The 24,868-nt window shown below is 66.3% G+C and carries 22 protein-coding genes and 1 pseudogene; 12 read left to right on the forward strand and 11 right to left on the reverse strand.

What is annotated here, in order from left to right; genetic code table 11:
• Positions 1-104 precede the first annotated feature (104 nt).
• Positions 105-1,319 (reverse strand): CaiB/BaiF CoA transferase family protein, encoded by a 1,215-nt coding sequence (locus K883_RS16035; RefSeq protein WP_036455558.1) that lies wholly within the window; start codon positions 1,317-1,319, stop codon positions 105-107.
• 22 nt (positions 1,320-1,341) lie between these two features.
• On the reverse strand, positions 1,342-2,550 hold the full coding sequence (locus K883_RS16040) for a cytochrome P450 (RefSeq protein WP_036454948.1): 1,209 nt from the start codon (positions 2,548-2,550) through the stop codon (positions 1,342-1,344).
• 90 nt (positions 2,551-2,640) lie between these two features.
• Between K883_RS16040 and K883_RS16045 the strand changes: the two genes are divergently transcribed.
• Both K883_RS16045 and K883_RS16050 read left to right on the forward strand, forming a co-directional pair.
• A complete protein-coding gene (locus K883_RS16045; protein ID WP_081914373.1) occupies positions 2,641-4,137 on the forward strand; it encodes an aldehyde dehydrogenase family protein in 1,497 nt (498 codons plus the stop codon).
• Positions 4,134-5,339 (forward strand): cytochrome P450, encoded by a 1,206-nt coding sequence (locus tag K883_RS16050; RefSeq protein ID WP_036454952.1) that lies wholly within the window; start codon positions 4,134-4,136, stop codon positions 5,337-5,339. Before K883_RS16045 ends, K883_RS16050 begins: the two co-directional genes overlap by 4 nt.
• Here the strand turns inward: K883_RS16050 and K883_RS16055 are convergent, their stop codons facing one another.
• The 6 genes and pseudogenes from K883_RS16055 to K883_RS16080 all read right to left on the reverse strand — a co-directional run bounded on the left by K883_RS16055 (position 5,340) and on the right by K883_RS16080 (position 10,566).
• Entirely contained in the window at positions 5,340-6,182 is an 843-nt protein-coding gene (locus K883_RS16055) for an SDR family NAD(P)-dependent oxidoreductase (protein ID WP_036454955.1), read from the reverse strand. It lies immediately after the preceding gene.
• Positions 6,179-6,652 (reverse strand): SRPBCC family protein, encoded by a 474-nt coding sequence (locus K883_RS16060; protein WP_008254977.1) that lies wholly within the window; start codon positions 6,650-6,652, stop codon positions 6,179-6,181. The genes K883_RS16055 and K883_RS16060 overlap by 4 nt, the downstream gene beginning before the upstream one ends.
• A 3-nt stretch (positions 6,653-6,655) precedes the next feature.
• Positions 6,656-8,308, reverse strand: coding sequence for an acyl-CoA synthetase (locus K883_RS16065; RefSeq protein ID WP_036455560.1), 1,653 nt, complete (start codon positions 8,306-8,308; stop codon positions 6,656-6,658).
• An 8-nt stretch (positions 8,309-8,316) separates the two neighbouring features.
• Positions 8,317-8,937 carry a PaaI family thioesterase gene (locus K883_RS16070; protein ID WP_036454959.1) on the reverse strand — a complete coding sequence of 207 codons (621 nt, stop codon included), beginning with the start codon at positions 8,935-8,937 and terminating at the stop codon, positions 8,317-8,319.
• A pseudogene (locus tag K883_RS16075) lies at positions 8,934-9,562 on the reverse strand (cysteine hydrolase). The gene K883_RS16070 and the pseudogene K883_RS16075 overlap by 4 nt, the downstream one beginning before the upstream one ends.
• The gene (locus tag K883_RS16080; protein ID WP_036454963.1) at positions 9,559-10,566 is read right to left on the reverse strand and encodes a Rieske 2Fe-2S domain-containing protein; all 1,008 of its coding nucleotides are present in this window, start codon (positions 10,564-10,566) and stop codon (positions 9,559-9,561) included. Before K883_RS16080 ends, K883_RS16075 begins: the two are co-directional and overlap by 4 nt.
• A gap of 84 nt (positions 10,567-10,650) precedes the next feature.
• On the opposite strand from K883_RS16080, the gene K883_RS16085 reads away from it, so the two are divergent.
• The 5 genes from K883_RS16085 to K883_RS16105 are packed head-to-tail and all read left to right on the forward strand — an operon-like array spanning position 10,651 to position 15,275.
• Positions 10,651-11,103: a nuclear transport factor 2 family protein gene (locus tag K883_RS16085; protein WP_036454965.1), complete on the forward strand. Its 453-nt coding sequence runs from the start codon at positions 10,651-10,653 to the stop codon at positions 11,101-11,103.
• Entirely contained in the window at positions 11,096-12,715 is a 1,620-nt protein-coding gene (locus K883_RS16090) for a flavin-containing monooxygenase (RefSeq protein WP_020822046.1), read from the forward strand. Before K883_RS16085 ends, K883_RS16090 begins: the two co-directional genes overlap by 8 nt.
• An 18-nt stretch (positions 12,716-12,733) precedes the next feature.
• Entirely contained in the window at positions 12,734-13,855 is a 1,122-nt protein-coding gene (locus K883_RS16095; protein ID WP_036454967.1) for a PHB depolymerase family esterase, read from the forward strand.
• Positions 13,855-14,235: a nuclear transport factor 2 family protein gene (locus K883_RS16100; protein WP_008254988.1), complete on the forward strand. Its 381-nt coding sequence runs from the start codon at positions 13,855-13,857 to the stop codon at positions 14,233-14,235. The genes K883_RS16095 and K883_RS16100 overlap by 1 nt, the downstream gene beginning before the upstream one ends.
• Positions 14,232-15,275, forward strand: coding sequence for a TIGR03857 family LLM class F420-dependent oxidoreductase (locus K883_RS16105; protein WP_036454970.1), 1,044 nt, complete (start codon positions 14,232-14,234; stop codon positions 15,273-15,275). The genes K883_RS16100 and K883_RS16105 overlap by 4 nt, the downstream gene beginning before the upstream one ends.
• Before the next feature lie 69 nt (positions 15,276-15,344).
• Here K883_RS16105 and K883_RS16110 read toward each other — a convergent pair whose 3' ends face one another.
• Entirely contained in the window at positions 15,345-16,841 is a 1,497-nt protein-coding gene (locus K883_RS16110; RefSeq protein ID WP_020822049.1) for an acyl-CoA carboxylase subunit beta, read from the reverse strand.
• Positions 16,842-17,034: 193 nt separating this feature from the next.
• Between K883_RS16110 and K883_RS16115 the strand changes: the two genes are divergently transcribed.
• Genes K883_RS16115 through K883_RS16135 form a run of 5 tightly spaced genes read left to right on the forward strand, consistent with a single transcriptional unit; the run spans position 17,035 to position 22,371 of the window.
• The gene (locus K883_RS16115) at positions 17,035-18,258 is read left to right on the forward strand and encodes a cytochrome P450 (RefSeq protein ID WP_020822050.1); all 1,224 of its coding nucleotides are present in this window, start codon (positions 17,035-17,037) and stop codon (positions 18,256-18,258) included.
• A gap of 16 nt (positions 18,259-18,274) precedes the next feature.
• The gene (locus K883_RS16120) at positions 18,275-19,096 is read left to right on the forward strand and encodes an SDR family NAD(P)-dependent oxidoreductase (RefSeq protein ID WP_020822051.1); all 822 of its coding nucleotides are present in this window, start codon (positions 18,275-18,277) and stop codon (positions 19,094-19,096) included.
• Between the two features lie 46 nt (positions 19,097-19,142).
• Positions 19,143-19,799: a TetR/AcrR family transcriptional regulator gene (locus tag K883_RS16125; RefSeq protein ID WP_020822052.1), complete on the forward strand. Its 657-nt coding sequence runs from the start codon at positions 19,143-19,145 to the stop codon at positions 19,797-19,799.
• A complete protein-coding gene (locus K883_RS16130; protein WP_020822053.1) occupies positions 19,786-20,463 on the forward strand; it encodes a P-loop NTPase family protein in 678 nt (225 codons plus the stop codon). Before K883_RS16125 ends, K883_RS16130 begins: the two co-directional genes overlap by 14 nt.
• A gap of 3 nt (positions 20,464-20,466) precedes the next feature.
• Positions 20,467-22,371 (forward strand): YhgE/Pip domain-containing protein, encoded by a 1,905-nt coding sequence (locus tag K883_RS16135; protein WP_036454974.1) that lies wholly within the window; start codon positions 20,467-20,469, stop codon positions 22,369-22,371.
• An 8-nt stretch (positions 22,372-22,379) separates the two neighbouring features.
• Here the strand turns inward: K883_RS16135 and K883_RS16140 are convergent, their stop codons facing one another.
• Positions 22,380-23,537, reverse strand: a complete 1,158-nt coding sequence (locus K883_RS16140; RefSeq protein WP_008255004.1) for a Zn-dependent alcohol dehydrogenase — start codon at positions 23,535-23,537, stop codon at positions 22,380-22,382.
• On the reverse strand, positions 23,534-24,766 hold the full coding sequence (locus K883_RS16145; protein ID WP_008255006.1) for a cytochrome P450: 1,233 nt from the start codon (positions 24,764-24,766) through the stop codon (positions 23,534-23,536). The genes K883_RS16140 and K883_RS16145 overlap by 4 nt, the downstream gene beginning before the upstream one ends.
• Positions 24,767-24,868: the final 102 nt, after the last annotated feature.

Consider the following 24,868-nt stretch of genomic DNA (forward strand, 5'->3'; position numbering starts at 1 on the left):
CTTCGTTCTGCATCGTCGTCGGCGCGATTCATGCGCGCCACTCCTCCTCATCACTTCGTTCTGCATCGTCGTCGGCGCGATTCATGCGCGCCACTGCTCCTCATTCATGCGATGGCTCCTGAATCTTTGAGTTCGGCGATGCGGTCCCAGTCCATCCCGAGTTCCATCAGGACGATTTCGGTGTGCTCGGATGCTTGCGGGGCCCGGGTGGTAACGAGCGGTTCGTGGTTGAACTGCACCGGCCCGCGGACGACCTTGAACGGTGCACCGCGGTCGTTGGACTCGACTTCGACGATCATGTCGTTGGCGATGGCTTGCTCGTCGTCGGCCAGATCGAGGAGGCTCTGGAACGGCGCCCACTGGCCTTTCATCGTTTTCAGGTGCTGTCGCCAGTAGTCGAAGGGCTTGCCGGCGAAGGCCTTTGCGATCAGCTCGGCGGCAGCGTCGGCGTTTTGGATCAACGGCAGCACGTCGCAGAAACGGGGATCGTCGGCCGCCTCGGGGATGCCGAGGTGCTCGAAGGTGTCGCGAATGTAGCCCGTCGGGCTGACGATGCACAGGTTGATCGTGCCACCATCGGAGGTTAAGTAGTTGCCCAGGAAGGGATTCACCGATGCGGCCGCGGATCCGGGCATCGGGGTGCGCATGACCTCGCCGGTTTCCATGCCCTGCGTCACGCTCGCGCCCGCCGCCCACCACGCCGTGCTCAGCAACGACACGTCCAGCTCGAGCGCTTCGCCGGTCCGCTCGCGGTGTAGCAGCGCGGCCGAGATGCCGCCGGCGATGAACATGCCTCCAATGGAGTCCCCGAACGCGGGAATGCCCTGTCCCAGTGCGCCGCCCAGCTCCTCGGGGGTCAGCGCGTACCCCACCCCGCTGCGCGTCCAGAACGCCGTCCCGTCATAGCCCCCGACGTCACGCTCGGCGCCCTTGTCGCCGTAGGCCGAGCCGCGCGCATACACGATGTTCGGGTTCACCGCGCGGATGTGTTCCACGTCGAACTTGTGCTTCTGCCGCTGCGCGGGCATGTAGTTGGTCAGGAACACATCGGCGGACTTGGCCAGTTCGTAGATCACTTCCTGACCGCCTGGCGTGGAGACATCGATCCCGACGCTGCGCTTGCCCCGATTGGGATGCTCTATCAGCGGATGCCGGTCGGGATTGAGCTGGAAGCCACCCATGTTGACGAAGCCACGCTGAGTATCGCCGCGCGCCGGATGCTCGACCTTGATGACGTCGGCACCCCAGTCGGCGAGGATCGCGCCGGCGGCGGGGACGAACGTGAACTGCGCAACCTCGAGGACCCGAAAGCCCTGCATTACCTTGACCATTCCCGGGACCCTACTTCGCGTCGAACGTAACCGGAAGCGCGGTCGGCGAACGGAACGGCTGACCGTGGATATGCGGATCGTCATCGGTGAGCAGGTTGATGTTGGTCACCCGATCCAGCAGGCATTCGAGCGCGACCCGGGTCTCCATGCGGGCGAGGTGCAGACCCAAGCAGGTGTGCTCCCCGGCGGCGAACGAGATGTGCGGCACGTGCGCACGGAAGATGTCGAATTCTTCCGGGCGCTCCCAGCGGTGTCCGTCGCGATTCGCCGAGCCGATGCACAGGTCGACCACCGATCGGGCCGGGATCGTGACCCCTACCAGTTCGGTGTCTTCGGAGGTGAACCGCTGCACCGTGGTCAACGGCGTCTCGAAGCGCAGGCCCTCCTCGATCGCCGGTGCGATCAGGGTGCGATCGGCCTGCACCGCGGCGAGCTGCTCGGGGTGGGTGAGCAACAGGAACAGCAGGTTGCCCGAGGACCGATAGGTCGTTTCCAGCCCGGCGGGCAGCAGCAGGCGCAGGAACGAGTAGATGGCTTCGTCGCTGAGCTTTTCGCCGTCGATCTCCGCGGTGACCAGGTCGCCGATGATGTCCTCGGTCGGCTCGGCCTTGCGCGCTTCGATCTGCTCGAGGAAGTAGTCCTTCAACGCCGCCGACGCCTCGAAGGCGCGTTCGTATTTGACGGCGTAGCTGATCAGTTCGACCGCGCGCCGGTGGAACATGGGCAGGTCGTCTGCCGGCAGACCCAACAGGGTGGCGATGACCCGGGTGGGAAACTCGAAGGTGAATTGGCGGACCAGATCGGCGCGGCCGGAGTCGATGAACTCGTCGATGAGGGCGTCGCAGATCGGCCGCACGACGGTGGGCTCCCAGCGGGCCAGGGCCTTGGACTTGAACGCCGCGGACACCAGGTTGCGGTGGTCGCGGTGTTTTTTGCCCTCCATCGCCAGGATGGTCGGCCCCATGAACAGGCCGATGGTGGTGTCGTACATCGCCGAACTGAACACCCGGCCGTCGCGAAACGCCTTGTTCACCGCGTCGAAGGACACCGCCGCGAAGGACCGCTTGGGTCGCAGCGACTCGGGGGTCTTGGAGTAGTCCATGACGGTGCCGTGGAAAACCCCGCCCTCGCTGCGCTTCCGCGCGAAGTAGGGGTACGGGTCGCGCAGGTAGTCGCCCGGCTTGTCGCCGGTGACGGCATCCTGAAGCTGACTTTCCACGGCTGCTCTCCGGCTCGGGTACACGGTCGTACTGTAAAGATTACAGTAGACTATATCGACGCGGCTACGGCTGCCGTAAGCTGTGCAGCCATGGGTTCAGTTGGCCAACAGGTTGACGGTCCGGCGGGGCGGCGGCAAGCCGATTTACGGGCGATGCTGGACCGGCAGCGGCGCTCCTTTGTGGCCGAGGGGCCGCCCACCGCCGCGGTCCGGCGTAACCGCATCGATCGGCTGATGGCGCTGCTGCTGGACAACAGCGACGCGTTCATCGATGCGATGGCCGCCGACTACGGCACCCGGTCCAAGGCGGCCTCGTTGTTCACAGAGATCATCGGGATCACCTCGGTGGTCGAACACACCAGATCCCATGTGGCGCAATGGATGCGGCCGGCCAAACTGATGCCAGCCGCGCGGCTGTGTGGCCTGCGGGCCGAAGTCCAGCCCACCCCGCTCGGCGTCGTCGGCGTGATCGGTCCGTGGAATTTCCCGGTCAACCTTGTGGTGCTGCCCGCGTCGGCGGCGTTCGCGGCCGGCAACCGGGTGATGATCAAGATGTCGGAGATCACCGCGCACACCGCGGATCTGATGGCGGCGACCGCGCCCAAGTACTTCGACCCGGCCGAGCTCGACGTGGTCACCGGTGGTGCCGACGTCGCGGCCGCCTTCGCGGAGTTGTCGTTCGATCACCTGTTCTTCACCGGCTCGCCGTCGGTGGGTGCGCTGGTCCAACGCGCGGCCGCCCAGAACCTCGTTCCGGTGACCCTGGAACTGGGCGGCAAGAACCCGGTGGTGGTTGCGCCGGGCGCCGACATTGCGCGATCGGCGGCGCGCATCGCGCGGGCCCGGATGGTCAACGGCGGACAGGTATGCGTCTGCCCCGATTACGTCATGGTGCCCGACGACCACCTCGACAGCTTCGTCGACACCGCCCGCGAAACCTTGCGCGGGATGTTCCCGACGGTGATCGCCAACGCCGACTATTGCTCCAGCGTCAACCAGGCCAATTTCGACCGGGTGGTACGACTGATCGACGACGCGCGGGCACACGGCGCCCGCGTGGAAACGATTGGCCCGGAGGGCGAGTCGCTGCCCGACCGCGCCAGCCGCAAAATTGCGCCCACCATTGTCCGCGACATCGACGACCGGATGCGGATCGCCGACGAAGAGGTCTTCGGCCCGGTGCTGGCCGTCATGGGCTACTCCCGTCTGAACGAGGCGATCGACTACATCAACGGGCGGCCGGCGCCGCTGGTGGCGTACTGGTACGGTCCCGACGACGAGAATTTCCGCAGCTTCGTCCGCAACACCCGCAGCGGCGGCGTCGCCCGCAACGACTTTGCGGCGCAGATGATCCCATCCGCGGCGCCGTTCGGGGGAGTGGGGCGCAGCGGGATGGGCGCCTATCACGGCAAGGCCGGGTTCGACACCTTCAGCCACTACCGCACCGTGGTCGGCAATGACCTGCCGTTCAGCATCACCGGAACCGCGGCGCCGCCGTTCGGCAGTTCGTTGCGGTTCTACGCCAACACCGCCCTGCGAATCGCGCGGGCCCGCACGCACCGCCGAATCAGGAAAGTTGCGAAATGACCGTCGCCGAACTGGAATTCGACCCGTTCTCGGAGGACTTCTTCAACGGGCCGTACGAAACCTACCGACGGATGCGTGAGGAAGCCCCGGTCTACTACAGCGAACGGTACGACTTCTACGCGCTGAGCCGCCACGTGGACGTCGCCGCGGCGTACAAGAACTTCGAGACGTACTCCTCAGCGCGCGGCGTGGACCTCGCGGCGGTGCGCTCCGAGGAACCGATGGGGCACAAGTCGATCATCATGATGGACCCGCCCGAGCACCGGCACATGCGCGGCCTGGTCAACAAGGTGTTCACGCCGCGCGCGATCGAAGCGATGCGCCCGCTGGTGACCGGACTGGTCGACCGCTATCTCGACGCCACCGACCCCGCGGGATTCGATGTCGTTCAGGATTTCTCGGCGTTGTTCCCCGTCGAGGTCATCACGACGATGCTCGGGGTGCCGGAAGAGGACCGCCAGCAGATCCGGCTGTGGCTCGACACGTTCCTGCACCGCGAGCCGGGCGAGGTCGAGATGTCGGAGGCCGGCGTGCAGGCCGCCACGCAGATGGCGATCGCCTACTACCAGTTGGTGAAGGAGCGCAGGGCCGCCCCGCGCAACGACATGATCAGCGCCCTGGTGGCGGCCCGCGTCGAGCGCGAGAACGGTGAGCTCACGGCCTTGGACAACATCGAAATCGCCCAGTTCGCCGTGCTATTGGGTGGGGCCGGCGCCGAGACGGTGACCAAGCTGGTGGCCAACGCGGTGGTGCTGTTTGCGCGCCATCCCGAGCAATGGCAGAAACTGCTCGACGACCGCAGCAAGGTCCCCGCGGCCGTCGAAGAGGTGCTGCGCTACGAATCCCCGAACCAGTACAACGTGCGCTGCTCGCGCGAAGACGTCACCCTGCACGGCGTCACCATCCCCGCCGGCAAGCCGGTGTTTTTGCTGCTGGGTTCGGCCAACCGTGATCCCGACGCGTGGACGAAGCCAGAGGTCTTCGACATCGAGCGTGACCGCAGCGAGGCGCAGAACCTCGGATTCGGGTACGGGATCCACAGCTGCCTCGGGGCGGCGCTGGCACGCATGGAAAGCTCTGTCGCACTGCAGAAGCTGCTCGATCACATGCCCCGCTATGAGGTGGACTGGGCGGGCTGCCGTCGTGTCAACATGCAAAACGTCGCGGGCTGGAACAACGTCCCGGTGCGGGTATTGCCGTAGTCAGCCGCCGGCGCGCCCCGAACGCGAATTCGTCACCCTCGCGGCATAGGCCTGCACCGCGGCGTAGTGCGCGCCTAGCAGCCGGGGCATCGCCGCCATCACGCGCCCGTCGGGGCCGATGAGGATCCTCGCCCGGTTCTTCTCGGCCCCACGCAGAATGAGGCGGGCGGCCTTCTCGGGGGAGGTGATTGCCGCGCGCGCAAAGAGTTTGGCCGCCTGGTCCGGGTCCTCCGTCTCGGCGGCGCGCATGTTGGCCCCGAAGTTGGTTTTGACCACCCCGGGGTGCACGCAGTGGACGGTCACCGGGTGACGTTCGATGATCATCTCTTGGCGCAGCGCCTCGGTGAAACCGCGCACCGCGAACTTCGCGGTGCTGTAGGCGCCTTGGTAGGGCACCGCGATCAATCCGAAGGCACTGGACAGGTTCACCAACCGCGACGGGTGCTGGGCGGAACCGGCCTCGACGAGTTGCGGCAGGAAGGCCTTGGTGCCGTTGACGACCCCACCGATGTTGATGCCGATGAGCCAGTCGAAATCTTTCCACGACATGTCCGCCACGCTGGCGAACAGGTCGACTCCGGCGTTGTTGAACAACATCGAGGCGGGCCCGAGTTGCCGGTGCACGTCTTCGGCGAAGCCCAGCACCGCGTCCCGGTCCGCCACGTCGACCCGGTACGGCGTGACCTGGCCGGGTGGGCACGCTGCTTGCGTCTCGCTGACGCCCTTTTCGTCGATGTCGGCGGCCGCGACATGCGCCCCGCCGCGAGTGAGAGCCTGCGTCAGTGCGCGGCCGATGCCGGAGCCGGCGCCCGTGACGACAGCGATACGCCCGTGATAGTTCATGGATTCCCTGCCTCGACAATCGTGCGGATCCGGTCCACCGAAAGTTCGAGGTTCGCTTGAAGATCTTTACGTCGATCCCGGATGAACAAGAAGAGGCGCTCGAACGCCACTGCAGCCCATGGCAATGGGACACACATCCGGACGACTTCGGTGAGGCGCGATGTGCCGGCGGTGGAGCCGGGTTCGATGAGATATGTCCACTGCGTCCAGTCCCCGCCCATGGCCTGAACGACGAACGAGAACCGTTGTCCCGGTGCGGCTTCGGCGACGACCGCTTCGGTCCGCCACCGCCCCAGCCGCCTTCGGTTCCAGGCCCGAAAACGGTCCGGAGCCAGCCACTGGGCACGCACGGTCTCCGGGCTCCACTCCGGGATCCGCGTGACGTCGGAGACGACGGCGTACACCTGTTCCGCGGAGGCTCGCACCTCGGTCGATGCCGTCAGCGTCTCGTCCTTCTGCAGCAATGACATCGCTCAGCCACTCACCGCCTGCTCACGCGCCCACCGATAGTCGGCCTTGCCCGACGGGCTGCGCTCGATGACCGGACGGAACACGATCGCCTTGGGCAGTTTGTAGCGCGCCAAAGTGTTTGAGGCGTGGGCCACCAGCTCGTCGGCCTCGGCGCGGGCGCCCTGGGCCAGCGCCACGACCGCGACAACCTCCTGCCCCCACCGTTCGCTCGGCCGCCCGGCGACCACCACGTCGGCCACGGCGGGATGCGACGCGATGGCCGTTTCGACCTCCTCGACGAAGATCTTCTCGCCGCCGGAGTTGATGGTCACCGAGTCGCGGCCGAGCAGTTCGACGGAGCCGTCGGCGCCGTGGCGCGCGCGATCACCGGGGACGGCGTAGCGAACGCCGTCGATCACCGGAAAAGTCTTGGCGGTCTTGGCCGCATCGCCCTTGTAGCCGAGCGGAACATACCCGCGTTGGGCCAGCCAGCCCATCCCCTCGTGCCCGGGTTCCAGGATTGCCGTCAGATCCTCGGCGGCCACGAACGTGTCCGGCCCGGCGTTGAACGTGCCGGTCGCGACCGCCCCTGAGGTCGACATGTGATGCATCTGCGCCCCGGTCTCCGACGAGCCGACGCCGTCGACGACGACGGCGTTCGGCAGCACTTCGATCAAGCGCTGCTTGACGTACGGGGTCAGCAGGGCGCCGCCGTTGGCGACGACCGCCAGCGACGACACGTCGGCGATCCCCTTCTCGATGGCGGCGACCAGGGGGCGGGCCATCGCGTCACCGACCACCGTCACCACCGCGACCTTTTCCCGCTCGATGGTGCGGACCACGTCGTCGGCGTCCAAATGATCGACGACCGTGGGGAAGACGACGGATTGGCCCGTGGTGATCGCGGTCATCACGCTCCACTGGGCCGCACCGTGGATCAGTGGCGGCAGGATCATCAGCTTGGTGCCCGGCCCCGCGGCCGCGCGCTCCACGATCTCGTCGATGGACTGCGACGGCTCTCCGGTCATGAGGTTGCGCCCGCCGAAGGACGTCATGAAGATGTCGTGCTGGCGCCATAGCACGCCCTTCGGCATGCCGGTCGTGCCCCCGGTGTACAGGACGTACAGGTCGTCGGCGGAGTGCTGCACCGGCGGCGGTTCCGGGGACACGGATGCCAGGGCGGCCTCGTAATCGATTGCGCCGTCGAGCAAGTCGTTGCCCGAGTCGTCGGCGATCTGGACCAGCACGCGTAGCTGTGGCAGGTCGGGGAGGATCTCGACGACGCGCGGTGCGAACGCGGCGTGGTAGAGCAGCGCGGTGGCCCCCGAGTCCGCCAGCAGATACTGCAGCTCGCTTTTCACATAGCGGAAGTTGACGTTGAACGGGGCGACCCGCGCCTGGAAGCTGCCCAGCAGCGCCTCGACGAATTCGTTCCCGTTGTAGGCGTAGAGGCCGAGCAGGTCTTGGCCCACCTCGTGGCCCGCCAGCGCGTCGCGCTCGGTGTGACACCCCAGCCCCTGCGAGTGCAGGTAGGCGGCCAGCCGGTTGGAGCGGTCGATCACCTGCGCGTAGGTGTACCGGCGATCCCCATGGATGATGAGTTCGCGGTCGGGGATGGCCGCCGCGACGGCCTTCGCGACGGCAGGCACCGTGAATGTTGTTGTGGTGTCGGACATCATGCCTCTCACGGCTGGTGGGGTAGCAGGCGAACCATCAGGCCGTTGGCTTCGCTGAGCAACGTGCCGTCGGCGTCTGTCATAGTAGCGTCAATGAAAACTTTCCTGCCCTCGGCTTTGGTGATGCGCCCCTGAGCGCTCAGCGGCTGGTCGATCGGGGTGATATTCCGGTAGTCGACGTGCAGGTAGGCCGTGCGCGTCGGCCGGATATCCGCTGTGGACACCACCATGCCGAACAACCAGTCGTAGAACAGCGGGATCATGCCGCCGTGCACGGCCCGGTTCCCGCCGATGTGCGAGGCGGTGAAATGCCCGGCCATCCTCACAACGTCGGGGCCGGACTCGGTCACCATCCAGGGCGGCAGGAGGGGATGGGCCAACCCGGGCAGGGTCAGCACCCGGCCGGCCACCGCCTCGATCTCCGGGACCTGGTGGCCGTCCAGCAGCGCGCAGGCGTTTTCCAGGTGCGCGGTCGCGGCGGCCCACAGCGCGGGGTCCGGCTTGGTGGACACGGTCAGGTCCTGCAGGCGGCGCAGCGCGGCGACGAACGGGCCCAGCTCGGCGGGAGCGTCCTCGACGGGCTTGACGTCGGGGAACCCGCCGCGAACTTCCGGCGCGGTATCGGTCATCGGGCTCCCTTGTCCCAGGCCTGCAGCAGATCGCCGGTGCTGGTGACGGTGGCCAGCAGCGACAGCGTGTTGGCGATCATCGCTGCACCATAGTCGGCGGGGACGCCGGCCACGGCGTCGCGGGGCAGGACCACCCGGTAGGCGGCGTTGACCGCATCCATGACGAGGTTGGGAATCGCGATGTTGAGCGAAACGCCCACCACGACAATGGTCGACACGCCGAGATTGCGTAACACCGCGTCCAGATCGGTGCCGCCCATCGGGCCCACGCCGTGCCAGCGGCGCAACACCAAATCCGAAGGCTCCGGCCCTAATTCGGGCAGCAACTCGCACCCGGCGTGCCGGGCGTGATGTCCACTCGGTTGCCGCCGCCCATCGCGAAGATCTTCGCGTTGTGATTGGAGCCGAGCCCGTCGGGCCGCCGTTGCACCAGGCAATGCACAACGCGCACCCCGGCCGCCCGGGCCGCGGGCAGCAGGCGCGCGATGTTGGGCAGCGCCTCGCGGCGAGCCTCCTCGGCGAGCATGGCCAGTCCGGCATTAGGACCCATCACCGCGCCCTGGCACTCCTGGGTGACGATTGCGGTGTGCTCGGGTGCGGCCAGTCCGGCCAGCGGGTCCGTCATGCGGGGGCGCCCACCGGCGCGACGTCATAGAACTGCGTCGCCCACTTCCGCAGTGCCATATAGCCTTTCGCGTCGACTTTGGACAGCGGCGGACGCTCTACGTACTTTTGGTAGCGCCAGATCTGCAGGTCGTCGAACACGGTGGACAAGAACTGCTTCTCGATGACCTCCCGGAGTTTGCCCTCCGGCACGGGGGAGTCATCGCCGGGGATCCGCGGCCACCAGATCGAGTAGAACAGGTCCGAACACTCATCGTCGACCGGTGTGCACGTGAAGATCAGCCGGTGATTCTGCGCGCCCTCGAAAACGCTGATGGCCCCGCCGAGGCCGAACAGGTGGCTGTGGAACCGCAACGCGAGGTCCTCGGGGTCGTCGCTGTTCGCATCAGGCCAGCCGGCGATGAACTGCCACTCGTGGTCGACGATCTTCCAGTCGAGGACTCGGGGTGTCACCGTGGCGTGGTGCACGTACTCGAAATGGGCGCTGTCGGGGGCGTTCTCGGCCACGATCTGCGGGTGCACCGGCTCGCGCTCCGCGCGACGGGAAAACTCCGGATATGCCCGGTAGTAGGCCGCCGGATCGGTCTCGAATTGGGGGAACTTTCTGAAGATGTCCGGCATTTCCCATTGCGGTTCCTTGCCGTCCGGGTGGTGCCAGATGAACACGCAGTCGTATTGCTCGCGGACGGGATACACCTTCAGGTGTAGCGCGCGGTTGGGTCGGTCCGGCTGATAGGGGATGTATTTGTTGCAGCCGTCGGGGCCCCAGCGCCAGCCGTGGAAGGGGCACTCCACGCAGTCGCCGACCACCTTGCCGCCGTGGCCGATGTGGGCACCGAGGTGCTTGCAGTGCGCTTCCAGGACATGCAGCTCGCCGGACTCATCCCGGTAGGCCACCAGATCCTCGCCGAAATAGTGCAGCGGTCGGACCTCGCCGGCAGGAAACTCCGGGGACCAGCCGACCATGAACCAGCCCGTGACCTTCCAGGTGAAGGGAACTTTCACGTCGGCGCCTCCCGCGATCGTTGATACTAAATCCATTACAGTATAGATTTCAGCAGTCCGGCCCGCGCGCGGCAAGGGAGTGACATGACGACAGCGGCTGACGAGCTGGAAGCCATCCGGCAACTGAAGGCGCGCTACTGCCGATTCCTGGACACCAAAGACCTCAAGTCCTGGCGCGGAGTGTTCGCCGCCGACGTCGTGGTCACCCTTGACATGGCGGTGTCCACCGCGGGTGCCGACCCCCAGACCGCGCCGCCGATCGAGGGCGTCGAGAACTTCGCACCGATGGTGATGGGCGGCCTCGAGGGCGTGGCCACCAAACATCACTGCCACACCCCCGAGATCACGCTCACCTCGGCCACCACCGCGACCGGCATCTGGGCGATGGAGGACCTGCTGATCTTCGGTGACGGCCGCGAGTTGTACGGGGCCGGGCACTACCACGAGACCTATGAGAAGCGGGACGGTCGTTGGCAGATCAAGACCCTGCATCTCACCCGAACCATCTTGAAGATCACCGGCGGTGACGATGGCTGACGCTGATTCCCCGTTCGACGTTCTCGTCATCGGCGCCGGATTCTCCGGGCTGTACATGCTGCACCGGCTGCGGGAACTCGGGCTGCGCACCCGTGTGCTGGAGATGGCCGAAAATGTGGGCGGCACCTGGCTTTTCAACCGATACCCCGGAGCGCGGTGCGACATCGAGAGCATCGAATACTCCTACAGCTTCTCCGAAGAGATTCAGCAGGAGTGGGTGTGGACCGAGTCGATGCCGGCGCAACCCGAGATCGAGGCCTACCTGAACTTCGTGGCCGACCGGCTCGACCTGCGTCGTGACATCCAATTCGGCACCAAGGTCGTCGCGATGACGTTCGACGACGAAGCCGCGACGTGGTCGGTGCGCACCGAAGCCGGCGAAATCTTCCGCGTTCCCTTCGTCGTCGCCGCCTCCGGCATCCTGTCGGTGCCGCTGGAACCCGACATCCCCGGCATGGGCACGTTCGCCGGGACGTCGCTGTTCACCAGCCGCTGGCCCGAAGGCTTTGACCTGACCGGCAAGCGCGTCGGCGTCATCGGTACCGGCTCGACCGGCGTCCAGCTCATCCCCGTCGTCGCCCGAGAAGCACTGCACCTGTCGGTGTTTCAGCGCTCACCCGCGTACACCCTGCCCTGGCGGGTGCATCGGTTCGAGCCGGGCGAGCTTGACGACATGAAGGCCCGGTATGGCGAGATCCGTGCCGCCCAGCGCGCTCACCCGATCGGCGCGGCCCGGCTGAGCGCCTTCTCCGTCCTGCTCGACATGCTGGGCAGGCCGCCGCTGAAGTCGGCGACGCGCGAAGAACAACTGCGCGCCATCGAGGAGCACGGCGTCATGGGCGCATTGAACTGGGGCGACATCTTCTTCGACATCGAAGCCAACCGGATGGCCGCCAAGCTGTACGGCGAGGCGGTGGCGCGGATCGTCAAGGACCCGGAGACCGCGGCCTCCCTGGTGCCGGTCCATCCGTTCGCGTGTAAGCGACCGATCATCGACCAGGGCTACTACGAGACCTTCAACCGCGACAACGTCACACTGGTCGACCTGCGCAAGTCGCCGATCCGCGAGGTCACGCCCGCCGGTGTCCGCACCGAGGACCGGCTGCACGAGCTCGACGTCATCGTCTACGCCACCGGGTTCGACGCCATGACCGGCGCGCTCAGCCGGATCGACGTCCGCGGCCGCGGCGGCGTCTCGCTCGGCGAATTCTGGGCCACCGAAGGCCCGCTGTCGTATCTGGGTCTGGCGGTCGCCGGGTTCCCGAACCTCTTTACGGTTCAGGGCCCCGGCAGCCCGAGCGCCGCGACGAACTTCGTCGCCGCCCTCGAGCAGCACGTGGAGTGGATCGGCGACTGCCTCGCGTATCTGCGCGCCCACGACATCCGCACCATCGAGGCATTGAGCACCGCTCAGCAGGAGTGGATCGACCACGCCACGGCGCTTGTTGCGCCGACGGTGCTGGTGCATCCGTCGTGCAACTCCTGGTACAACGGTGGCAACGTGCCCGGCAAGAAACGGATGTACATGGGCTATACCGGCGGAATCCCCGAATACCGGCGGCGCTGCGACGAGATCGCGGCAAGCGGATACACCGGGTTCAAACTGGCGTAGCTGTTGAAGGTGAGCGACATGGCGAAGGCATGGAACGGGCTGAGCCTGGCCAAAGACGCGGCCCGGGAACTCGGAATGCTGGTGCCGCGCACCGTGGCCGGTCTGCAGGAGTCCACTAATTGGTCCCCGTTGTCGCCGCGCGGTGCGCGCCAGTTCGGTGAGGTCATGCTCGATGAGCTTGTGCTGAGCGGCTTTTCGCTGCTCGGTGGGAGCCCCGCGGCGATGCGGCCGCTCGATGCGTGCATTGCGGCGGCCGAGGAGCTCTCGCCGCTCGGCATCGACCGCGCGCATGGCGACCCGAAACCGTTGCGGGAAGCCTCGATACGCCGGCACCGCATCGCCGGCCTGGCCTACGAACGGGTGACTTTCGAACACGATCCCGCGCTGCCGCCGAGCTTGGAGGCCGACGGCTTGGGCGGCCCGGCACGGGCGGTGGTGCACGTGTGCCGGCACGGCGACGGCCCCCGCCCCTGGCTGGTATGGGTGCACGGCGCCGGCCAGGGCGGCACCGAAGACCTGCTGATGTCCGGCATCGGCCGGATACATCGCAAGCTGGGTTTCAACATCGCGCTGCCGGTGCAGCCCGGTCACGGGTGTCGGCGCCGGCACTGGCCGGCGTACCCCGACATGGATCCGCTCGGCAACGTCGCGGGAATGATGCGGGTCGTCTCGGAGGTGCGCGCCGTGGTGCGCTGGGCACAGGCGCAAGGCACCGCCGTTGTGGTGGCAGGGATTTCGATGGGCAGCCCCGTGGCCGCGCTGGTCTCGCATCTGGAAAAACAGATCGATGCGGTGGCCCTGTACACGCCGATCCTGGGACTCAACGCGATGATCGCGCGGCACCTGCAGCGCTGGGGGCCCTCGCGCGACGGATTCCGCGAGCTGCTGGAATCTCCCGTCGTCACCCAGCTGACCTCGGTGATCGACCCCCTGGCCGTCACGCCGTCGCCGCCGCCGGAACGCCGGCTGATCGTCGGGGCGTGGCACGACCGGATGGCGATGCGCGAGCCCGCCAACGCGTTGCAGGAACGGTGGGGCGGCCAGTTGTACTGGTACGACGGCAGCCACGTCGGGCACATCTTCTCCCGGCGCGTGCAGCGCATCACCGACCGGTTCCTGCGCGACGCGGTGCCCGGCTGATGGCGCCCACCTGGACGGCGCGCACCGTCGTCGAACTCTACAACCTGGTCGTGTGGAACGAACGCAACATCGAGCTGGCCGAGGAGTTGTTGGGCGACACCGTCATTCGGCACGAGGTCGGTTCCTCCCGCACGCTGACCCACGCCGAAGCGGTCCAGCGGGTGGTGGACATGTGGCAGGCGGCCGAATCGTTGCACTTCGACCTCAACGTCGTCATCGAGGGCGACGACGGCGAACACGTGGCGATCGTCTACGACTCGACGATCAAAACCAAGGACGGCACCGAAACCAACATCGCCAGCATCGAGGTGTTCCGCGTGGTCGATGGCAAAATTACCGAGGTTTGGAACTGCGGCTACCAGCAAGGGGTTTGGAATTGAGTGACCGTACGCTTGATGAACTGGGCTTCTATCTGCTGGCCGGCGCGGGTGGTGAGGGCCCGGCGACCTTGATGGACGAGGCCCGCCGTGGCGAGGAACTGGGCTTCGGCACCGGATTCATCTCCGAGCGCTGGAACGTCAAGGAGGCGTCGTCTCTAGTCGGGGCGGCGTGCGCGGTGACCACTCGCATGCAGATCGCCACCGCCGCAACCAATCACAACACCCGCCACCCGCTCATCACGGGATCGTGGGCGACCACCATGCATCGTCTCTCCGGCGGCCGGTTCACCCTGGGCGTCGGCCGGGGCATAGCAGCGATCTACGGGGCCTTCGGTATCCCGGCGGTGACGACGGCGCAAATGGAGGATTGGGCCCAAGTCATGCGCCGGCTCTGGCACGGCGAGCTGATCTTCAACCACGACGGCCCGATGGGCAAGTACCCCATCCTTTTTCTCGATCCGGACTTCAACGAAGACATCCGGTTGGCCCTGGTGGCCTTCGGACCCAACACGCTCGCGCTCGGCGGCCGCGTGTTCGACGACGTCATTTTGCACACCTACTTCACACCGGAGACCTTGCAGCGCAGCGTCAAAACCGTGAAGTCCGCCGCGGAGAAGGCGGGCCGCGACCCCGACAGCGTGCGGGTGTGGTCGTGCTTCGCGACCGTCGGGGACCACCTGCCCGAAGAGCTGCGGCTGAAGAAGACCGTCGCGCGGCTGGCCACCTACCTGCAGGGCTACGGCGATCTGCTTGTCCGAACCAATGACTGGGATCCCGCTGTGCTGCAGCGGTTCCGGGAAGACCCGGTGGTCTCGTCGATCGCGGGCGGGATCGACCACAAGGGCACGCCCGAACAGATCGAGCACATTGCGACGTTGATTCCCGACGAATGGCTGGAGCCCTCGGCCACCGGGTCCGCCCAACAGTGCGTGGACCGCATCCGCAAGGAGTTCGACTACGGCGCCGACGCGGTCATCATGCACGGCGCCACGCCCGACGAGCTCGAGCCGATCGTCGCGGCGTATTGCGCGGCGAAGTAGCGCGAGCAGACGCAGAATCGCACTGTTGACACCTGATTCATGCGATTCTGCGTCTGCTCGGCAGAAAATTCAGGGCAGGATCACGGTCCGGGCGACCGGCTCCGCGGCGGCCTGCCTGCTCGAGAGGCCACGTTTCAAGGACGCGAGCAACGCATCGCGCGTCTCGCGGGGATCGATGAGTTCGTCGAACCCCATGTGTTCGGCCGATCGATAGGACGCCTCCAGCTCGGCGTTGCGCAGCTTGGCCGAGAGGTCTTCGCCGGCGTGTGAGGCGCGGCTCAGCGCCGCGGCGCTCATGGCGCCCATCGTCGCGCCGGGGTAGGCGAAGGTCGCGACCTGATGATCGAAACCCAACAGCGACATGACCATCGAGCCGAACCCGTACGCCTTACGCAGCGTGAGGTGCAGCTTCAACGTGGTGGCGGCCGTCTGCGCCGCGAACATCCGCGCACCGGCACGCAGCACGCCGGTGCGCTCGGATCGGCTGCCGGGCAGCATGCCCGGATTGTCGGCGAGGAACACGATCGGCAGGTGGAAGGAATCCGCCACCATGATGAAGTGGGCCGCCTTGTCCGCGGCGTCGGCGTCGATGGAGCCCGCGAGCACCTGGGGCTGATTGGCCACCACCGCGACCGGGTGGCCGCCGAGGTGGGCGAGCGCGCAGACCATCGCCCTGCCGAACTGGGGCTGCACCTCGAACCAGTCGGCGCTGTCGAAGACCACGTCGAGCACGGCGCGCATGTCGTACACGCGGCGGTTGTCCCGGGAGACGATGTCGAGCAGCTCCGGCGTCGGCCGCGGGTCGGCGGCCGCACCGGTCGGTTGCGGCGACGGGTACGACCAGGCGCTGGGCGGGAAGTACGACAGGTAGCGGCGGACGTCGTCGAGCACCGCTTCGTCGTCCTCGGCGACATTGTGGATCACGCCGCTGGGCAGAGCGACGTCCGGCCCGCCCAGGTCCTCCTTCGAAATGTCTTCTCCGGTCGACTCTTTGACGACGGGGGGACCGGCGGTGAAGATCGCGCCCTGCCGGCTCATGATTCGGAAATCGCAAACCGGGGCCACCAGGGCGCCGTGCCCGGCCGAGGGGCCGAGGACGGCGGCGACGGTCGGGACGCGCCCCGAGCACTGCGCCTGCGCGAGCAGGTCGGTCGGCGTGCGCCCATAGTGCCCGCCGGTGGGGCGAAAGCCGGCGCCTTCGAGCAGCATGACCAGCGGGATCTTGTCGCGCAGGGCCAGTTCGGCGATGCGGTACCGCTTGGAATTGCCGCCGGGACCGATGCTGCCGGCCAGGGTCGTGAAGTCCTCGGCGCCCAGCATCACCGGTGAGCCGTTGATCTCACCGGAGCCCACGACCAGCCCGTCGGCCGCGGTCTCACCACCGACCAGGGTGCCGAGCTCGCGGAACGTGCCCGGGTCGAGGAGGTACTCGATCCGCGCGCGGGCGTCGAGCTTGCCCTTGTTGCGGTGCTTGTCGAGCCGCTCCGGCCCGCCCATTTCGAACGCGTGCTGACGGCGGCGCTCGAGATCGTCGAGCGTTTCTCCCCAGTCCTGGGCTTTCGGCATGCCTATGTCCTACCTCATCGAGGATCCGTCGCGCGACGAATCTCAGGTGGCGACGCCCCACGGATTGCGGGGTCACATACTGGATTGCTTACTGTAAAGTTACCCGCATGCCTGACGCGCCCCGCCTCAAGGTCCGTCTTCGGCCGGCGGGGGCGCCCCGAATCGAGGAGTTTCACCAGTGAGCGCAACCACGATGGACGAGGCCGCCAACCTGCTGGCGGACCCGTTGGCGTACACCGACGAGCAGGGGCTGCACGCGGCGTTGACGCACCTGCGCGCCAACGCCCCGGTGTCGTGGGTGGAGGTCCCGAATTACCGGCCGTTCTGGGCGATCACCAAACACGCCGACATCATGGACATCGAGCGTGAGAACATGCTCTTCACCAACTGGCCGCGTCCGGTGCTCACGACCGCCGAAGGCGACGAGATGCAGGCCGCCGCGGGTGTGCGCACGCTGATCCACATGGACGACCCGCAGCACCGGGTGGTGCGCGCGATCGGCTCCGACTGGTTTCGCCCGAAGGCGATGCGGGCCTTGAAGGTTCGCGTCGACGAACTGGCCAAGATCTACGTCGACAAGATGATGGCAGCCGGTCCCGAATGTGACTTCGTTCAGGAGGTCGCGGTCAACTACCCGCTCTACGTGATCATGTCGCTGCTGGGCCTGCCCGAGGCCGACTTTCCCCGCATGCTCAAGCTGACCCAGGAACTGTTCGGCAGCGACGATTCCGAATTCAAGCGCGGCAGCTCCAACGAGGATCAGCTGCCGGCGTTGTTCGACATGTTCCAGTACTTCAACGGCGTGACGGCGTCGCGCCGCGAGCACCCGACTGAGGATCTCGCCTCGGCGATCGCCAACGCCCGCGTCGACGGCGAACCGCTGTCGGACATCGACACCGTCTCCTACTACCTGATCGTCGCCACCGCGGGCCATGACACCACCAGCGCCACCATCTCCGGCGGCCTGCAGGCGCTCATCGAGAACCCCGACCAGCTGCAACGCCTGCGCGACAACCTCGACCTGATGCCGCTGGCCACCGACGAGATGATCCGCTGGGTCACCCCGGTCAAGGAGTTCATGCGCACCGCCGCCAGCGACACCGTGGTGCGCGGAGTGCCCATCGCCGCAGGCGAATCCGTGCTGTTGTCCTACGTATCGGCCAACCGCGACGAGGAAGTCTTCGACGACCCGTTCCGCTTCGACGTCGGTCGCGACCCCAACAAGCACCTGGCCTTCGGCTACGGCGTGCACTTCTGCATGGGTGCGGCGCTGGCCCGCATGGAGGTCAGCAGCTTCTTCTCCGAGCTGCTGCCACGCCTGGAAACCATTGAACTGACCGGTGATCCGGAGCTGGTCGCCACCACCTTCGTCGGCGGGCTCAAGCACCTGCCGGTTCGTTACTCACTGCGGCGGTGATCGATACACTTCCGCGGTGACGTCAAGGACGATTGTCATCACGGGTGCCAGCGACGGCATCGGCGCGGCTGCGGCGCGTCGCCTCTACCGCACCGGCGACCAGATCGTCGTGGTGGGCCGCTCCCCAACCAAGACCGCCACGGTGGCCGCCGAATTGGACGCGGACCACTTCGTCGTCGATTACGCCGACCTGTCGCAGGTGCGGGCCCTGGCGGGCAAGATTCGTTCGCAACACCCGCGTATCGACGTGTTGCTCAACAATGCGGGCAGGATGGCCAGCAAGATCGAGCTGACCCCCGACGGCTACGAACGCACCTATCAGGTCAACTACCTGGCGCCGTTCCTGTTGACCACCCAATTGCTGGACGTGCTGCTGGAGTCACGCGCCACGATCGTCAACACGTCCAGCTCGTCACAGCGGCTGCTGCGCAAAGTCAAGCTCGCCGATTTCGACACGACGGCACGGCGCCGGCCCAGCACCGCCTACGCGGTGGCGAAGTTGGCAAACATCTTGTTCACCAAGGAATTAGATCGCCGGTATCGGGCCGATGGCCTTTCGGTGGCAGTGGTTCACCCCGGTTTCGTCAACACCAATATCGGTCATTCGTCCGGCTCGCGGTTTTTGACGACCATGCAACGCACGCCCGTCAGCCGAATGATCAAGTCCGCGGATGATGGCGCCGATCAGCTGGTCTGGTTGGCGACCAGCGTGCCCGGCGTCGACTGGGCGGTCGGCGAATACTACGCGAAAGGCAAAGTCGCCAAAGCCAATCGGGCGGCCTACGATCCGATCCTCGCGCGCGAACTCTGGGATCACACCCTCGCCAAGCTTTCTTAGCGCCATCCTTTCGATACTCATTAGTATCCATTCGATACCGTGGAGTATGCTGCTGACCATGTCTCCTGTCAAGCCGCACCGAACCCGCCCCACCCGCGGCGAGGTTCGCGACCGCATCCTGGACGCGGCGGCGAAGGTTTTCGCCGCCGAAGGCTTCGCCGGGGCCACCATCGATGCCATCGGCCAGGCCGCGGGTTTCACCAAGGGCGCGGTCTACTCGAATTTCGAATCCAAAGATGAGCTGTTTTTGGCCCTGCTCGACCGCGAGTTCGAGCTCCGCGGCGAGCAGATCGCCACAGCGCTGGACAGCAGCGGCGGCGACACCGGTGCGGCCGCACGGGAATTGAGCCGGTCATGGCTGGACGCGGTTCGCGACCATTCCGATTTCTACGTGCTGTTCGTCGAATACTGGCTGCGCGCCCAGCGCGACAACCAGCTGCGCGAGCGCCTCATCGAGCGCCGCCGCGCCGCCGCCGCCCACCAAGCGGTGCACATCGTCAAATCGAGCCCGTCCGTGGCATCCGATCGAGAGCTCGCCGACCTCGCCCAGCTCGTCGTCACCATCAACCTCGGCGTGGCGATGGAAGAGGTCCTGCGTCCCGGGACCATCAACCCCGACCTGCTAGCGCAGCTGGTCACCGCGGTGCTGGGATCGATTCGGGCTTCCACCGGTCAGGGAGGGCCTCACCATGGGTACGAATGACGGGCCGGACGCCGCGGCGCCGGTGATCATCGCCCGCGGATTGGGGGTCGACGGTGAGCACGGGCCGCTCTTTTCGGAGGTCGACCTAACCCTGACGTCGGGATTTCACGCGATTCAGATGCCCGGGGGCCCAGGGCAGACCACACTGCTGCTGACGCTCGCGGGACGTTTCAGGCCGAGCCACGGCACGCTCACCGTCCTCGGCGAAACAACTCCGCGCGCGATCCGCCGGCAGTGCTCGATCGCGGCCTTCGAAGGCATCGACGAGCTGGAGGATTCGGTGACCGTGGAGACCGTGCTCGCCGAGCAACGGCGGTGGCTGGCGCCGTGGTATTCGTCGGTGCCGCTTCAATCGGGTCCGGCCGAGCTGGCCGAGGTCTTCGGCGAGATGGCCCCGCCGTCCGGCGACACCTACATCGTCGAACTGTCAGACCTCGAACTGTTTCTGCTGCGCATCACGCTGGCGTTGTTGTCGAATCGGCCGATCCTGGTGGTCGGCGACCTCGAACAGGTTCGCGACAATTCCCGGCGAACGATCGCGGCCGACAGGCTCGGCGTGATCGCCGAGCAGCGCACCGTCGTCGTCGGGGTGACCAACCCGCTCGGCACGGAGGCGCCCGACCACGAACTACACGATCACCGCATCCTGACCGGAGAGGGCTGAACGATGTTGGCTGGACTCGCCTTTGGCTCGGAGATCAAACGTTTCGGCCGTAGCCGATTGACACGCGTGGCCATCGTCGTACTGATGCTGCTGCCCCTGGTGTACGGGGCGCTGTACCTGTGGGCGTTCTGGGATCCGTTCGGCCACACCAACAAGATGCCCGTGGCGCTGGTCAACTCCGATCGTGGTGCCGTCGTATCCGGGCAACAGTTCAACGCCGGCGCGGAGATCGCCAAGAGCCTGACCGCGGACGGCGGCCTTGACTGGCACGTCGTGGACCTACCGGAGGCACGCAACGGAGTCGACCACGGCAAGTACTACTTCATGGTCGAATTACCGCCCGATTTCAGCGCGGCCATCGCGTCGCCCGTGACCGGGCAACCCAAGAAGGCCAACCTGATCGCCGTCTACAACGACGCCAACAACTACATCTCGACGAGTATCGGTCGTACTGCCATCGGCCAGGTGCTCAACGCCGTGTCCAGCCGGATCTCGGGACAGGCCGTCAATCAGATGCTGTCGGTGGTGGTTTCGTCGGGATCGGGTATCAAGCAGGCCGCCGACGGGGCCGCGCAACTCGATGACGGCGCCGGTCAGCTGGTGTCCGGCCTGGACACCGCGCGATCCGGCTCGGCAACGCTTGCCACCGGTGCCAAGCAACTGTCAGACGGAATCAACCGGGCCACCGACCCGCTGCTCGCGGTGACCAACGCGGTATCGCAAATCGGCGGCAGCACGCAGCAATTGCAACAGGGCGCGGCAGCTCTTGCGCAGGCCAACGACCAACTCGGTGCCATCGCCGGGGCGCAGGATGCCGCCGCAAACTCGCTGTCATCGGTGATCGACGAGCTCTCCGCACGACAGGATCCGCTGGCGAACAACCTGCGCGGCATCCAAGATCAGCTCCGGGGTCACCAATTCACGCCTCAGATCCGCCAGCAGCTCACCGACGCGCAGAACGCGGCGATCGCCATGACATCGGGGTTGCGGAACCCGGGCAGCCCCCTGGGGTCGGCGCTCGACCAGGTCGGCAGCAAGGGACAGGAGCTGACGAACAAGCTCACCCAGCTGCGCGACGGAGCCCAGCAAGTCGCCACCGGCAACGCCGAATTGGCCGGTGGCATCGCCAAGCTCGACGACGGCGCACGACAACTCAAGGCGGGATCGGCCGAGCTGGCGACCAAACTCGCCGACGGGGCCAAGCAGGTACCCAACTGGACAAGCCAGCAAAAGGATGCGGTCGCCGAAACCATTGGTGGTCCGGTGCAACTCGAGGCTTCACATGAGAATGCCGCGCCCAACTTCGGCACCGGGATGGCTCCGTTCTTCCTCACGCTCGCCTTGTTCTTCGGTGCGTTGGTGCTGTGGATGGTGCTGCGGCCCTTGCAGACTCGCCCGATCGCGGCGGAGGTGCTCGCATTCCGCGTGGTGCTCGCCAGCTACCTGCCCGCCGCCGCGATCGCGCTATTCCAAGCCGTCATTCTCTACTGCGTGGTCCGGTTCGCCCTCGGTATGCACGCCGTCCATCCCGCGGCCATGCTGGGGTTCATGGTGCTGATCTCCGGCGCATTCGTAGCCGCGACGCAGGCGATCAACGCGCTTGTCGGTCCAGCGGTGGGCCGGGTGCTGATCATGGCTCTGCTCATGTTGCAGCTCGTCAGCGCGGGCGGCATGTACCCCGTGGAAACCACGTCACGGCCGTTCCAGATCCTGCACCGCTTCGACCCGATGACCTATGGCGTCAACGGGCTCCGGCAGCTCATCCTCGGCGGCATCGACGCCCGACTATGGCAGGCGATCATCGTGCTGGCCGCGATAACCGCTGTCGCACTGGCGATCTCCTGCCTGTCGGCGCGACGAGACCGGCTCTGGAATCTCAGTAGGCTGATCCCCGCGATCAAGATGTAAGCTGGGTTTCAGGCTATCCCGAAATCGATGATGCCCCGGACGATTTTGCCGTTGAGCAGATCGTCGTAAGCGTCGTTGACCTCGTCGAGGCGATAGCGCTTGGTGATCATTTCGTCGAGCTGTAACTGACCCGTCTCATACAGCCTCGCCAACCTGGCGACGTCCGCCTTCGGGTTACACGAGCCGAAGATGGTGCCCGCCAACGTCTTATTGGTCAAGATGAAGTCCTGCAGGTCGATCTTGACCGACCGGGTCAACTGCGACGTCATGCCGGTGAGCACACAGGTGCCGCCCTTGCGGGTGAGACGCACCGCATCGCGGACGTCCTCGGCGGTGATCAACGACGGTGAGACCACCACGGCGTCGGCCATCACCCCGTACGTCAGACCCCGCACCAGGTCCAGCGCCTCGGTCGTCGTCGCCACGCTGTGCGTGGCACCGAATTGCAAAGCCGATTTCTGTTTGAAGTCAACGGGATCGACGGCCACGATCTGCGCGGCGCCGTTGATCCGGGCTCCCTGGATGGCGCCCGTGCCGATCCCGCCGACGCCGATCACCACGAGGGTATCGCCGGCACGCATGTTGGACCGGTTGGCGACGGAACCGTATCCGGTCGGGATGGCGCACGACAGCAGCGCGCTCGGGGCCAGCGGCAGGTGTTGCTCGATCTTCACCAATGAATTCGTCGATACCACCGTGTGTTCGGCGAAGGCGCCGATCTTGGAGATGTGGCCCAGCTTCCGGCCGTCGGCGGTGTGGTGGCGGAACGTGCCGTCGGTGGGCATTCCCGGGACCATGGTGCCGATGCCCTGGTCGCAAAGGTACTCGATTCCGCTGGCGCACCAACGGCATTGGCCGCACACGGCGACGAACGACATCACCACGTGGTCGCCCGGCGCAAAGTCGGTGACGCCCGGGCCGACCTCACGCACGATCCCGGCGCCCTCGTGGCCGCCGATCGTCGGGAACATGGTGGGCAGGCCGAGGGATCGCATCACCTCATTGGGCGCCGACATGTCTCCTTTGAGGATGTGGTCGTCGGAGTGGCACAAGCCGGCGGCGGCCATCTGCACCAGGACCTCTCCGGCCTTGGGCGGATCCAGTTCGAATTCCTCGACCGACCACGGCCCTCCCACGTCGTGCAGGATCGCTGCGCGGCTTTTCATGCGGCGGGCGCGAAAGTGACCGGAAGCTTGTTGGGCGACCGGAACGTGAGCCCGACGATCTTGGATTCCACGCCGGTGCCGTCGTCGGGGACGAACGCCAAATCCTCGACGCGATCGAACAGGCTGTTCAACATGACCCGCGTTTCCAGTCGCGCCAGATGCATGCCCAGGCACATGTGGATGCCGCCCGCGAAGGCGATGTGGGCCTGGCGCGGGCGGCAGATGTCGAACGTATCGGCATCGGTCCAGCGGGTCTCGTCGCGATTGGCCGAACCCATACACATGTCGATCTGAGCGTTGGCCGGGATTGTCTTACCGCCGATTTCGACCTCCTCGGTCGTGGTACGCATGACCGTGGTCAGTGGCGTTTCGAAGCGTAGGCCCTCCTCGATCGCCATCGGCAACAAGGATCGGTCCCGACGGACCATCGCCAGCTGCTCGGGGTGGGTCAACAGCAGATACAGCAAATTGCCCGACGAACGGTACGTGGTTTCCAGCCCGGCCGGAAGAAGCAGCCGCAGGAAGGCGATGATGGCCTCGTCGGTGAGCTTCTCGCCGTCGATCTCCGCGGCGACCAGGTCTCCGATGATGTCGTCGGTGAGTTTGCGCCTGCGCTGCTCGACCTGTTTGAGGAAGTAGTCGTAGAGCTCGGTGGCGGCGTTCAACCCCGCCTCGATGTCGGTCGGGATCGAGATGAGGTCGAGCGACAGGCGTCGGAACAGGTCGAGATCTTCGGCGGGCAGACCGAGCAGCGTGGAGATGATCCGCGTCGGGAACTCGAAGGTCACCGCCTTCACCAGGTCCGCCTGGCCGTCGTTCTTGATTTCGTCGACGAGCTGATCGCACACCGGCCCGATGACCGAGGGCTCCCACCGCGCCAGCGCGGTCGCACGAAAGGCTTTGGCCACCAGGTTGCGGTGGTCGTGGTGTTCCCTGCCGCCCATCGCCAAAATGGTGTGTCCCATCACCAGCCCGATGGTCTTGTCGTAGGCGGCCGACGTGAACACCCGGTCGTCGCGGAAAGCCTGGGACACAGCGTCGTAATCGAACAGGACCCATTCGTCGTCGGGCCGCAATTCCTCGGGCAGCTGTCCGGAATCGGCCAGGGAACCATGCCAGACCGGGTCCGTGCGCCGCATGTACTCGAAGAACGGATAGGGGCTGGTTTCACCGGTGAAGTCGAGCGGGGGCACCACGGGCTGACCGTTCGGGTCAGTGCTGAGCGTCATCAGCGCTTCCTCCTGGAAACAACCGAGTCAGGCCGTTCGCGCGGACCGATCGTCGACCGCGAGTCCACGGCGGGTTTGTACCGAGCGGAATTTAGCTATCAT

It is taken from the genome of Mycobacterium sp. TKK-01-0059, assembly GCF_000709305.1.
Lineage (GTDB): Bacteria > Actinomycetota > Actinomycetes > Mycobacteriales > Mycobacteriaceae > Mycobacterium > Mycobacterium intracellulare.